The sequence below is a fragment of the Paenibacillus sp. SSG-1 genome (assembly GCF_002224835.1).
Taxonomy (GTDB): domain Bacteria; phylum Bacillota; class Bacilli; order Paenibacillales; family Paenibacillaceae; genus Paenibacillus_AQ; species Paenibacillus_AQ favisporus.
Genome location: NZ_MBRK01000001.1, coordinates 6,268,906 through 6,280,955, shown reverse-complemented (window position 1 = coordinate 6,280,955; position 12,050 = coordinate 6,268,906). Strand labels below are relative to the sequence as shown.

Annotated in this window: 12 protein-coding genes and 1 other RNA gene; 12 read left to right on the top strand and 1 reads right to left on the bottom strand. The window is 51.1% G+C overall.

Going from position 1 to position 12,050, the window contains the following annotated elements:
* Positions 1 to 156: 156 nt before the first annotated feature.
* From BCV73_RS28655 to rpmE, 6 genes are all read left to right on the top strand, one after another.
* Entirely contained in the window at positions 157 to 540 is a 384-nt protein-coding gene (locus tag BCV73_RS28655; RefSeq protein ID WP_076176959.1) for a response regulator, read from the top strand.
* 182 nt (positions 541 to 722) lie between these two features.
* Positions 723 to 1,577, top strand: coding sequence for a class II fructose-1,6-bisphosphate aldolase (fba, locus tag BCV73_RS28650; RefSeq protein ID WP_076176960.1), 855 nt, complete (start codon positions 723 to 725; stop codon positions 1,575 to 1,577).
* Between the two features lie 196 nt (positions 1,578 to 1,773).
* A complete protein-coding gene (locus BCV73_RS28645; protein WP_076176961.1) occupies positions 1,774 to 3,024 on the top strand; it encodes a UDP-N-acetylglucosamine 1-carboxyvinyltransferase in 1,251 nt (416 codons plus the stop codon).
* Between the two features lie 197 nt (positions 3,025 to 3,221).
* Positions 3,222 to 4,568 carry a transcription termination factor Rho gene (gene rho / locus BCV73_RS28640; RefSeq protein ID WP_076176962.1) on the top strand — a complete coding sequence of 449 codons (1,347 nt, stop codon included), beginning with the start codon at positions 3,222 to 3,224 and terminating at the stop codon, positions 4,566 to 4,568.
* A gap of 24 nt (positions 4,569 to 4,592) precedes the next feature.
* A complete protein-coding gene (locus tag BCV73_RS28635) occupies positions 4,593 to 5,867 on the top strand; it encodes a radical SAM family protein (RefSeq protein WP_089549423.1) in 1,275 nt (424 codons plus the stop codon).
* Between the two features lie 122 nt (positions 5,868 to 5,989).
* A complete protein-coding gene (rpmE, locus tag BCV73_RS28630; protein WP_076176964.1) occupies positions 5,990 to 6,187 on the top strand; it encodes a 50S ribosomal protein L31 in 198 nt (65 codons plus the stop codon).
* A 161-nt stretch (positions 6,188 to 6,348) separates the two neighbouring features.
* On the opposite strand, the gene BCV73_RS28625 is transcribed toward rpmE, so the two are convergent.
* Entirely contained in the window at positions 6,349 to 7,596 is a 1,248-nt protein-coding gene (locus BCV73_RS28625; RefSeq protein ID WP_089549422.1) for a stalk domain-containing protein, read from the bottom strand.
* A gap of 181 nt (positions 7,597 to 7,777) precedes the next feature.
* Between BCV73_RS28625 and ffs the strand changes: the two genes are divergently transcribed.
* The 6 genes from ffs to BCV73_RS28595 all read left to right on the top strand — a co-directional run bounded on the left by ffs (position 7,778) and on the right by BCV73_RS28595 (position 11,811).
* An RNA gene (gene ffs / locus BCV73_RS28620) (signal recognition particle sRNA large type) lies at positions 7,778 to 8,045 on the top strand.
* Positions 8,046 to 8,269: 224 nt separating this feature from the next.
* Positions 8,270 to 9,991, top strand: a complete 1,722-nt coding sequence (dnaX, locus tag BCV73_RS28615; protein WP_089549421.1) for a DNA polymerase III subunit gamma/tau — start codon at positions 8,270 to 8,272, stop codon at positions 9,989 to 9,991.
* Positions 9,992 to 10,035: 44 nt separating this feature from the next.
* Entirely contained in the window at positions 10,036 to 10,347 is a 312-nt protein-coding gene (locus BCV73_RS28610; protein WP_076176967.1) for a YbaB/EbfC family nucleoid-associated protein, read from the top strand.
* A gap of 27 nt (positions 10,348 to 10,374) precedes the next feature.
* Positions 10,375 to 10,974 carry a recombination mediator RecR gene (gene recR, locus BCV73_RS28605; RefSeq protein ID WP_076176968.1) on the top strand — a complete coding sequence of 200 codons (600 nt, stop codon included), beginning with the start codon at positions 10,375 to 10,377 and terminating at the stop codon, positions 10,972 to 10,974.
* A gap of 198 nt (positions 10,975 to 11,172) precedes the next feature.
* Complete coding sequence (locus tag BCV73_RS28600; protein WP_089549420.1) at positions 11,173 to 11,484, top strand: DUF2508 family protein; 312 nt, start codon at positions 11,173 to 11,175, stop codon at positions 11,482 to 11,484.
* A 54-nt stretch (positions 11,485 to 11,538) separates the two neighbouring features.
* The gene (locus tag BCV73_RS28595; protein WP_089549419.1) at positions 11,539 to 11,811 is read left to right on the top strand and encodes a pro-sigmaK processing inhibitor BofA family protein; all 273 of its coding nucleotides are present in this window, start codon (positions 11,539 to 11,541) and stop codon (positions 11,809 to 11,811) included.
* Positions 11,812 to 12,050: the final 239 nt, after the last annotated feature.

Sequence of the window (12,050 nt, the reverse complement as noted above, 5' to 3'; positions counted from 1 at the left end):
CTCAGGAGGCCCATTTTTCATTTATATGAAGTTGCAGGAATTTGTATCTAGAAGGCGAATACCTTTAAATGGAGATTGCAGGAGTATGGAATTAACAGTTTAGTTAGGAATTAGGGGTATGATTCGGACGCAGCTGATTGTTGGGAGGTAAGTTGAGTGGATAACAAAAAGGTATTGATCGTCGATGACCAGAACGGTATTCGCATTTTGCTCATGGAAGTGTTCAACAGTGAAGGTTATACGACGTTTCAGGCGGCCAACGGCAAAATTGCACTGGAAATTGTGGAGAAGGAATCGCCGGATCTGGTTCTGCTCGATATGAAGATTCCCGGAATGGACGGGCTTGAAATCCTGAAGCACATCAAGGAAATGAATCCATCCATCAAAGTGATCATGATGACGGCCTACGGAGAGCTTGATATGATCAAGGAAGCGACCGAGCTTGGAGCACTCATGCACTTTACGAAGCCGTTCGATATCGATGAGATGCGGGTGGCGGTAAACATGCAGCTCAAAGACAGCCCGGTTCAATTTGGCTAAAGCGATGGAATTCTGCTGACCTGGCAGAATTCTTTTTTTTGCCCTGCCCTTCCTATATCTGCTTAATTTCAAATGCTTGTTTAGCATTTACAATATGATGTGGTATAATAGCGCTGAATGCAATGCGAATTTCGGCTTAAAACCCTTAGATCAGACAAACACTTTTTAGGAGGATTGGAACCATGCCATTAGTATCCATGACAGACATGTTAAACAAAGCACTTCAAGGGAAGTATGCGGTTGGTCAATTCAACATCAACAACCTTGAGTGGACGCAAGCGATTCTTGCTGCCGCCGAAGAAGAGAAATCCCCGGTAATCCTGGGCGTATCCGAAGGCGCGGCTCGTCATATGGGCGGATTCTATACCGTTGTAAAAATGGTGGAAGGCCTGCTTCATGATATGAAGATTACGGTTCCTGTAGCCATTCACCTGGACCACGGTTCAAGCTTCGACAAATGTAAGGAAGCGATCGACGCTGGATTTACGTCCGTCATGATCGATGACTCTCACAGCCCGATCGACACCAACATCGAAACGACGCGCAAAGTTGTTGAATACGCGCATTCCAAAGGGGTTTCCGTTGAAGCCGAAGTTGGAATGGTCGGTGGTCAGGAAGACGACGTAGTCGGATCTGTTATGTATGCCAAACTGGATGACTGCGTACGCATCGTCAAAGAAACCGGAATCGACACGCTGGCTCCGGCGCTTGGCTCTGTTCATGGACCTTACAAAGGCGAACCAAACCTCGGTTTTAAAGAAATGGAAGAGATTCGCGACGCCGTGAACCTTCCGCTCGTTCTTCATGGCGGGACAGGCATCCCGACGCATGATATCAAGAAAGCCATCTCTTTGGGCACATCCAAAATCAACGTCAACACAGAGAACCAAATCTCGTTCACCAAAGCGGTGCGTGAAGTTCTTGCTGCTAAACCGGACGTATACGATCCGCGTAAATACATCGTTCCAGGCCGTGATGCCATCAAGGCAACCGTTGTCGGCAAAATCCGCGAGTTTGGATCCAACAACCAGGCTTAATGTTACACAAGGTTTGAAGTAGGGCCCAGCCCTACAGTGTGGTTCATGATATAGAGGGCTGCCCCGCTCCGGGGCGCCCAATTGAATAGCAAGGAATGGAAAGCACACCGCTTAGCCGGTGTTTTTCCATTTCATACACCAAAATGGACACAGAACTATTTTGCGGCTGCGAAGTATGTGGGGGGAACCTTAGCTTATGGAAAAATTGATGATCAGCGGTGGACGCCCACTGCAAGGCACCGTTTCAATCAGTGGGGCGAAGAACAGCGCCATCGCGTTGATTCCCGCGGCTATTTTGGCGGAGTCCGAAGTAATACTGGACAACCTGCCGCTGCTTAGTGATGTGGCGGTTTATGCAGAAATACTGGAAGAGCTTGGGGCAAAGGTGTCTTGGGATGGCAGCCAGATGAACATCGATCCTTCGCGGATCGTATCCATTCCGATGCCCAACGGGCCGGTGAAGAAGCTGAGAGCCTCCTATTATATGATGGGTGCGCTGCTTGGCCGGTTTAAGGAGGCTGTCGTCGGTCTGCCGGGAGGATGCAATTTCGAGCCCCGTCCGATCGATCAGCATATTAAAGGTTTTGAAGCGCTGGGCGCGACCGTGACGAACGAGCATGGCGCGATTCATCTCCATGCGAAGGAGCTGCGCGGGGCAAAAATTTACCTCGACGTATCCAGCGTAGGCGCGACGATTAACATCATGCTGGCGGCTGCCAGAGCCAAAGGCTCCACAATTATCGAAAATGCGGCGAAAGAGCCTGAAATTATAGATGTGGCCACGCTTCTGAACTCCATGGGAGCCATTATTAAAGGCGCCGGCACGGAAACGATTCGTATCGAAGGCGTATCTGAGCTGCATGGCTGCCGCCATTCCATCATCCCGGATCGGATCCAGGCGGGAACATATATGATTGCCGCCGCGGCAACGCGCGGTGACGTATTGATCGACAATATTATTCCTAAGCATTTGGAAGCTGTTACAGCCAAGCTGCTGGAGATGGGGGTCCAAATCGAGGAGCTCGACGAGAGCATTCGCGTGATGGGGAGTCCATCGTATGGCCATGTCGATGTGAAAGCACTGATATACCCAGGATTTGCTACAGATTTACAATCGCCAATGACCAGTCTGCTAACCCAGGCCGAAGGCGTAAGCGTGCTCAGCGATTTTGTCTACAGCAACCGGTTTAAGCATGTGCCGGAGCTGGTCCGCATGGGCGCAAAAATTCGCGTCGAGGGCCGTTCGGCCGTCATCGAGAAGAGCCGCCTAAATGCGGCCAAAGTCAAGGCTTCCGACCTCAGAGCGGGGGCTGCGCTGGTGATCGCCGGCCTTACGGTCGAAGAAGGCGTGACGGAAGTGACCGGCGTGGAGTACATCGACAGGGGTTACGATCACCTCGTCAGCAATCTGCGGATGCTTGGCGCCGATGTTTGGCGCGAACAATAATCAGGGTGCTGTAATATTAGGAGAATGCGGGAAATAGATTGAATGAAGCTGATTTTTTCATCATGACCTGCATATCTCCTTCTAATTTGGGTAATCCTATCCTAATGAGGATTTTCATAGACTCATAGATTAGCGTCTTCATCCATTTGATGCTAAGCTCTTGTCAGGACTTATAAAATTGAATAGGTGGTTATTACATGGATTTACAAATTGCCGATTTGGAAGAAATGAAGCTGACCGAATTGTACAAACTGGCGAAGAAGTACCAGATCCCTTATTACGGTCAGTTGAAGAAGAAAGAACTGATTTTTGCTATTTTGAGAGCGCAGGCCGAACAGAGCGGACTTATGTTTATGGAAGGTGTGCTCGAGATTCTCCCGGAAGGTTACGGCTTCCTAAGGCCGATCAATTACCTGCCAAGCACCGAGGACATTTATATCTCCGCCTCCCAGATTCGTAAATTCGACCTTCGTACGGGAGACTTGGTATCAGGGAAGTGCCGCGCACCGAAGGAGAACGAGCGGTATTTCGGTTTGCTGCAAGTCAATGCGGTCAACGGGGAGAGCCCGGAGACGGCATCCGAACGGTTACACTTTCCGGCACTGACTCCTCTCTATCCGCAAAAGAAACTTGTGCTTGAAACATCCCCTAACCATTTGTCTACTCGAATTATGGATTTGCTCGCCCCGGTCGGTCTGGGACAGCGCGGTTTGATCGTTGCACCTCCAAAAGCAGGTAAAACGCTCCTCTTAAAAGAAATTGCCAACAGCATTTCCACCAACAATCCCGAGATTGAACTTTTTGTACTGCTGATTGACGAACGTCCTGAGGAAGTGACGGATATGCAACGTTCCGTAAAAGGAGAGGTGGTTGCGTCAACGTTTGATGAGCTGCCGGAGAACCACATCAAGGTTGCGGAACTGGTGCTTGAACGTGCGCTGCGTCTAGTTGAGCATAAGAAGGACGTTGTCATTTTGATGGACAGCATCACCCGTCTGGCCCGTGCTTACAACCTGGTCATCCCGCCATCCGGACGTACGCTGAGCGGCGGTATCGATCCGGCGGCATTCCATCGTCCGAAGCGGTTCTTTGGTTCTGCCCGGAACGTGGAGGAAGGCGGCAGTCTGACCATTTTGGCCACAGCGCTGATTGATACCGGTTCGCGGATGGACGATATCATTTATGAAGAGTTTAAGGGAACCGGCAACATGGAGCTGCACCTGGACCGCAAGCTGGCCGAGCGCCGCATTTTCCCGGCCATCGATATCCGCCGTTCGGGAACGCGTCGTGAAGAAGTGCTGTTAACGAAGGATGAGCTCGATACCATTTGGGCGATCCGTAAAAATATGAACGAATCCGCCGACTTCGTGGAGGGATTCTTGAAGAAATTGCGTGACTGCAAAACCAATGCCGAATTTTTGGCTTCCTTTGACGTGCATGGAGCAGGAAACGGCCATAGCCGTAGTTCCTCCTCGTCCTCGAACAGCCACAGCAGCAACCGGCGCACCTCACGCCCGTCGACGGCTTCCGTGCCGCTGACTTAAATTTAGCATAAAGAGGAGAACATCATGTATCTGGTATATGCCGATGAAAAAGGCAACGTATTTGATCATCCCACACTGTACGGTCTCGGCCGCAGCGCGGATATGATCGTGGAGATTATGGAAGATGAGCTGATTCCCCTGCCGGAAGGCGCGACGCTGGTCGGCCTCCCCAACACCCGTGCCATCGGTATGGATCCGGAAACGGGTGAGATGACGGCGCTCCCGGGAGACGCTCAGGCTGTGGGGGCACTGCTCCCGCAGGGTTATACCCGGTTATGCCTGCCCGGCTATGTGAAGACGGACAAGGAATACAAGCTGCCGCTTTTTGGTTACTCGGCTGTCGTGTGGAAAGACGGACAATTTTACACGACGGGCCGGCTGTCGGATGACCCGGAGAAGTGGAACCCGCTGAACTGCGATGTAGAGGAATTGGAACTTGGCGTGAAGCGCCTGACGGAGAAGTATCCGGAGAACCGGCTGTACCAGCATTTATCCAATTGTGCGCTCGGTTATGAATGTCTGACCGCATCCAATACCTTTTTGAATCGTTGGGAAGGGGCCGTTCCGGTATCTTACTCCTGTAATGCCGGCTGCTTCGGGTGTATTTCAGAACAACCGGATGACAGCGGATTTGTGGCGCCCCAGACCCGGATGAATTTCAAACCGAGGGTGGACGAGCTCGTTCAAATTATGCTGGAGCATTTAAAAACGCCGGAGTCGATCATCAGCTTCGGACAAGGCTGCGAAGGCGAACCATCTACACAGGCCAAAATCATCATTGAAGCGATGCGCGAGGTGCGTTCGATCACGGATATGGGATATATTAATATCAACACAAATGCCGGCCTGACGGATTTCATCCGCGGCATCGTCGATGCGGGTCTCGACCTGATGCGGGTGAGCACGATCAGCGCGCTGGACGACCATTACAACGCCTACTATAAGCCGCGTGGTTATACGCTTGCCAATGTGGAGAAATCGCTGAAGTATGCGTCGGACCAAGGCGTTTACACGTCCATCAACTATTTGATTTTCCCTGGTGTCACAGACCGCGAAGAGGAAATCGAGGCGATGGTGGAGTTTGCGCGCCGGACCAATCTGAAGCTGATTCAGCTGCGCAACCTGAACATTGATCCGGAGAGCTATTTGGAATTGATCCCGCCGGCCAAAGGCGAAATTTTGGGTATGAAGCAGGCGATTGAAATTTTCCAAGCGGAGCTTCCGGATGTGGTCATCGGGTCCTATACCCATGTTCCGCCTCCAAGCTTGATCCGCCCGAAAAAGTCGATTCTGTCTTAATCCGGCAGCGCCTGGAACGGGAAGAAACCATTGATTTATAGGCGCGTCCCTGCTATAATGAATTTATGTGTCAACATAACTCTGGGTCCGCCTGAGGCTCAGGGCAAAAAGAGGTGAAAGTCATGAAAACAGAAATTCAACCAAAATACCACGTTACTACGGTAACTTGCGCATGCGGCAACACGTTCGAAACGGGTTCGGTGAAAGAAGAGCTTCGCGTCGAAATCTGCTCCAACTGCCATCCGTTCTTCACTGGTAAACAGAAATTCCTGGATGCTGGCGGCCGTGTTGATAGATTTAAGAAGAAATACGGAATGTAATTGCTGCCTGGCAGCATAGATCCGTTATATTTTTAACAAATGACAATCCCCGGTTCGATGAACCGGGGATTTTTTCTTTAATAAAATATAATTACAATAAAATCCGATCCTGTATTCCGTAGGAAACCTTCCTTTTACGCACCATGCATGTGTTCCGCGTCTTAATTGTTCAAGTCGACCGATTGGCCGATTTTTGTCCATACGTTGGTTTTATTAAAGCCGAGGCGCCATAAGGCGATACCTTTCAGATTGTACCGTTTGGCCAGGCCAATTTTGGTGTTCACGGTGTTTTCGTTTTCGCTGGCAAGGTTAACGCCGAGAACCAGTTTGCTGGCAGGCACCTGTTTGAGCGCAAGCTGGATGGCCGCATCCACTTTGTCGTTAGGCTGTGGGTTTTTCTCATCGGTATAGGCATAAGCCATGACGATAAGCTCATCGGCCAGCGTGCCAAGCTTTTTATAATCGTATCCATGAAAAGAACCGTTCAGCGGCGGCAAGGCGATCGACAGCTTCAAGCCCTGGGCGTGAGTGGCGGCAGCTGCTTTTTGAACGAAAGCATTAAAGGATGCCTGTACAGCCGCTGCGTCCCCCGTAAGCCCGAGTCCTTCCAAGTCCAGCAGGATGCCTTGGAATCCGTTAGTTTTGGCCGTATCTACCATCTGCTGAATCAGGCTTGCCTGAAGCTCAGGTTCCTGGGTCGCCTTCGTCAGTTCCATCTTGGTATCGCCGGAAAATACCATCAAATAAGGGGTGGTGCCGGCTGCAGCAGCGGAGCTGACGAGGCTCTCCGGCGTCACATCGCCGGCCGCTTGCGGCCATTTAAAATCCTGGCCTGTCGTTGTAAACCGGCCCTGATCGTCGATGCGGCTCCAGCCAAAGGCGGTTGCGTCGAAGCTTGGAATCAGGCTCGACTCAGAAAATGATGAGATGGCGTAAAAGGCCAGCGTATACATATTTTCTTGGGGGGACACGATAGTAACGGTATGCGTGGCCTGATCCCAGTTGACGCCGGCGCCGAACTGCTGGCTGAAGAAGCTGAGCGGAATTAGGACGCTTCCTCCGGACATTTGGGGAGCTACGGTCAGCGCCGTTTTGGTCCCGTCTACGGTCGCGCTGCGGCTTCCGACGGTCAGAACGACCTTTTTCGTGGAATCCTTGCCTGTCTTTACTGCTGTGATCTGCTTGGCCGAGGCATTCCACTGCACGCTGATGCCCAGCGCTTCGGAGATGGCCCGGAAGGGCACAAGTGTCGTTCCTTGAACGACTTTGGGTGCAGCCGGGAAAGGCAGTGGATATCCGTCCAGCACGATGCTGACGGGTGCAGCGGCGCTAGCCGGCTTCTGGCCGATGCCGCTCCAGGCAGTGGCTGCAATGAGCAGGCACAATGCGGTTTTGGTTGCTTTATTCATGCGCGATGTTCCTTTCCGTTTAAAATCGTATGTGTAGGATTGGTTGTGGTATAGGACCACTATATCAATAAACGTTTGCTAGATGAATATGGAACGAGAATAATAGATTTATTTTCGAGCGTTTATCCACTTTCTGCCGGGTGGTTGCTTTTTGTACAGGCATGCGATATACTTATTTTCACCGTGCTAGATGGGGAGGTAGCGGTGCCCTGTAACTCGCAATCCGCTGTAGCGAGGTTGAATTCCTGTTAGAGGTATTGTCGATGTGAGGTTTGGTCCCTGCGTGCAATGTTGACGGTTGGGTCCTCCGCAATGAGTACTTGTGAACCTGGTCAGGTCCGGAAGGAAGCAGCCATAAGCAAGCCCACTCTTGTGCCGGAGGATAGCCTAGCCCGAGTTGTTACGCAGGGGTGCCACTCGGATCGCAATCATCAATAACAGGTGCACGGCTTAAACTTGACAATGATTTCAGCATCTTTGCCATCAGGTGGTAAAGATGCTTTTTATTTATTCCGGATGTTCTCGTGGCGGCCTTTCAGTCACGGACGCAGGCGGCGGACAGGTAAAAGCCTGCTGCAACATGCGTGTTGGACGTTTTGCATGACGCCGGATTATAGTATAATGATGAGGCAACGAACCCACGCTTAGTGGAAGTTGAAAGAGGGTAAGCGAAGTGGAACATATAGCGTTGTACCGTGCCTGGCGGCCTCAGTCGTTCCGGGACATGGTGGGACAACAGCATATCATTCAAACGCTGCAGAACGCGATCCGCGAACAGCGGGTTTCCCATGCCTACCTGTTCAGCGGCCCGCGCGGAACCGGTAAAACCAGCGCGGCCAAAATTTTGGCCAAAGCGGTGAACTGCGAGCGTGGACCTGCAGCGGAGCCGTGCAATGAATGCGAATCCTGCCGCAGAATTACTTCGGGTGCGGTGATGGACGTTCAGGAGATTGACGCTGCTTCTAACCGCGGCGTGGAAGAAATCCGCGATCTTCGCGAGAAAGTGAAGTACGCACCGACCGAAGTAAGGCAGAAGGTTTATATTATTGACGAAGTGCATATGCTGACGACAGAGGCGTTTAATGCGCTTCTGAAGACGCTGGAGGAACCCCCTCCGCACGTCATGTTTATTTTGGCGACGACCGAACCGCACAAGCTGCCGGCGACGATTATATCGCGCTGTCAGCGCTTTGATTTCCGCCGGGTATCCCTGGAGGAGCAGACGGATCGGTTAAGACAGATTTCACAGGAAGAAGGCATTGAAGCGGAGAATGAAGCCCTTCAATATATAGCAAGGCTATCCGACGGCGGGATGCGGGATGCACTGAGCATCTTGGATCAGATTGCGTCGTTTACCGGCGGTCATGTATCTTATGAACAAGTGCTGAGTATGACTGGTGGGATTGCTTCGGAGCAATTCGGCAAACTTGCACAGGCCATTCTGGAAGGTGACGTGGGCCAGGTGCTCATGCTGGTGGAAGGTTTTATGCAGGAAGGCAAGAGCGCCGATAAATGCATGGAGAACCTGCTGTATTATTTCCGCGATTTATTGATGATCCAGATGATTCCGCAGGCAGACAAGCTCACGGACCGTGTCCTTCATCCGGAAGAATACAAGGAGATGGCTTCTGCCTTTTCCCGCAAGCAGCTGTTCCAAATGATCGATACGCTCAATCATTATCAGAGTGAAATGAAATATGCTTCCCAGCCTCAGACCTTGTTCGAGGTTGCGCTGCTCAAGCTGTGCGGCATTCCCCGTGAAGCGGGAGACGGCGATCGCCCTCAGGAGGCGGCGGCCGATTCGGCTGTGATCAATCAGCTCAAGCAGCAGGTTGCCTCTCTGGAGAAGAAGCTCGAGCGCTTCATCAAGTCCGGTGCGGCTCCGGCCGCTGGTAATAGCGGACCATCCAAGCCTGCAGCTCCGCCGGCCCCGCGCATGTCGTCGGCCGCGAAGATTCCGGCGAATATGGATCAGTTTGTAGCAAGTAAGGGAAGTCCTGAATTCATGGAGATTCAACGCCAGTGGGCTCATATTCTGCAAGGAGTCAAGGAGGAGAAGGTGACGGTCCATGCCTGGTTTATGGACGGCGAGCCGGTTTCCGCGACTGATGACGCCTTGCTGGTTGCCTTTAAAAATAATATCCACCGGGAAACGACCGAGAAGCCGGCCAATAAGCAGGTGATCGAGGGTGTGCTGCACTCCGTGCTCGGCAAACCGTATCATTTGGTTACCATGATGCAGCGGGATTGGAGCGCCTCGATGGAAGGGGCTGCGCAGCCCAAAGAAGAGCTGAAGCTCGAGCATGAGCATGAATCGAAAGATCCGAATTCAAAACCATGGATTGATGAGGCGCTCCAGATGTTTGGAGAGGACCTCGTTGTCATAAAAGATTAACCGCACCTTGAAGTGCACTCAATTAATTAAAGGAGAGATGACCCATGAATAATATGAATCAAATGATGAAGCAAGTGAAAAAAATGCAGGAGCAAATGCTCAAGGCACAGGAAGAGCTTGCTGACAAAAAGGTTGAAGGTACATCCGGTGGCGGCGTGGTTACCGTGGAAATGAACGGCCACAAAAAACTGCTCTCCATTACGATTAAGCCGGAAGCTGTTGATCCGGACGACGTGGAAATGCTGCAGGATCTGGTGATGACTGCTGTGAACGATGCGCTGAGTAAAGCGGACGAAATTGCGAATGCCGACATGGGCAAATTTACAGGCGGAATGAAAATTCCTGGCTTGTTCTAAATTTAGAGCTGAAGGAGATCCTGCGCTTTGTATTATCCCGAACCGATCTCGAAGCTGATCGATGCGTTTACGCGACTGCCGGGCATCGGGCCGAAAACCGCGGCCCGGCTTGCTTTTCATGTGCTGAACATGAAAGAGGACGACGTCATTGACTTTGCCAAGGCCCTGGTCAGCGTCAAGCGGAATCTCACCTACTGTTCCGTATGCTGCAATATTACAGACACCGATCCGTGCCGGATTTGCCAGGATAAAACGCGCGATCCGTCTGTCATTTGCGTAGTGCAGGATCCCAAAGATCTTGTCGCCATGGAGCGGACCAAGGAATTCAATGGTTATTATCACGTTCTTCAGGGAGCCATCTCTCCGATGGAGGGAATCGGTCCCGATGATATTCGACTGAAGGAACTGCTTACCCGGCTTAGCGATGAGCGGGTCAAGGAGCTTATTTTAGCGACGAATCCGAATATCGAAGGGGAAGCGACGGCGATGTACATTTCGCGGCTGGTACGCCCTTTTGAAATCGTCGTGACGCGTATCGCGCATGGTCTGCCGGTAGGCGGGGACCTGGAGTACGCGGATGAGGTAACCTTGTCGAAGGCCTTGGAAGGACGGCGTCAATTGAACTGAAGTTATGCTTAGTGTTTAGCGTTTAGTTAAGTGATCATTTACAATTGAATCGTGCACTTATAGAAGGAGCCTCTTCGGAGGCTTCTTTTTTTGTTCTAAGTTTGTCCCTTTCCCGAATAAGTATGAGAATGGAGGCGGTGTGAGGCACCCGTACTTTAGCCGCCCGTAACTTTCGTGGACAAGGGAGGGGTCTGGGACATGACTTGGTTCAAGAGGAATAAATCAGGAATGTCTGCACAGCAGTACAAAGAGGAACAGGAAGAGAAGTGGATCGTTTATAATGATGTCCAAAATGCTCATGCGGAATGGGAACGCGCTAGGCTGCGGTTTGAGGAGGCGCTCGGACAAGACCAGATCGACTATGCGATTTATATGCTGGAAGCAGCGGAGCGCAAGTATCAAATGCATTTGAAGCAAGCCAAAGACATCGGCCTCAACCGAGTGCAAATGATAACAAGGGAAGCATCGGCGGCGGCCAGAGGGATGGGCACCCGGTCGATGTCCCATTAATTTAGTGGAGGTAATGTTGTATTTATAACGATTTGATTGGGAGGAGATCGATCCATGACCGTAAAAATGTTGATTTGGGGTGTGCTTGGCGTCTCGCTGTTTCTGCTTCTGTTCATCGTCTTTAAGAAAAAGCTGGGATTTGGCTGGTTGACGATGTTCGGAGCGCATTTGGTGTTGGCGGCACTGGGACTTTACCTGGTAAATTTCTCAGGCTTAATGTCCGAAGTATACATTCCGCTCAATCCAGCAACGATAGGAACGGTAACGGTGTTGGGACTGCCTGGCGTTGCACTTCTTTATGGTTTAAAAATAACTTTAATGGGGTAGTTGACGAGTGGTTGCATTCTGTGGTAAATTAATTCTCGCCCCTTTCGAAAAGGTACAAGCCTGCCGGGCTGGCAGGAAGCGAAAGAAAAAAAGAAATTAAAAAAAGTGCTTGACGAATTGCTGGGTAACATGATATATTATAAGAGTTGCTGCTGAGATAAAACAGCGGCGCTGAAAGAGAAGTTTTGATCTTTGAAAACTGAACAACGAGTGAGTATAAACGCGATGGTCTTATGACC

Excerpts from the sequence above, each read along its gene's own strand:
- fba (WP_076176960.1), top strand. The coding sequence starts at position 723 with ATGCCATTAGTATCCATGACAGACATGTTAAACAAAGCACTTCAAGGG.
- BCV73_RS28645 (WP_076176961.1), top strand. The coding sequence starts at position 1,774 with ATGGAAAAATTGATGATCAGCGGTGGACGCCCACTGCAAGGCACCGTT.
- rho (WP_076176962.1), top strand. The coding sequence starts at position 3,222 with ATGGATTTACAAATTGCCGATTTGGAAGAAATGAAGCTGACCGAATTG.
- BCV73_RS28635 (WP_089549423.1), top strand. The coding sequence starts at position 4,593 with ATGTATCTGGTATATGCCGATGAAAAAGGCAACGTATTTGATCATCCC.
- rpmE (WP_076176964.1), top strand. The coding sequence starts at position 5,990 with ATGAAAACAGAAATTCAACCAAAATACCACGTTACTACGGTAACTTGC.
- BCV73_RS28625 (WP_089549422.1), bottom strand. The coding sequence starts at position 7,596 with ATGAATAAAGCAACCAAAACCGCATTGTGCCTGCTCATTGCAGCCACT.
- BCV73_RS28610 (WP_076176967.1), top strand. The coding sequence starts at position 10,036 with ATGAATAATATGAATCAAATGATGAAGCAAGTGAAAAAAATGCAGGAG.
- BCV73_RS28600 (WP_089549420.1), top strand. The coding sequence starts at position 11,173 with ATGACTTGGTTCAAGAGGAATAAATCAGGAATGTCTGCACAGCAGTAC.
- BCV73_RS28595 (WP_089549419.1), top strand. The coding sequence starts at position 11,539 with ATGACCGTAAAAATGTTGATTTGGGGTGTGCTTGGCGTCTCGCTGTTT.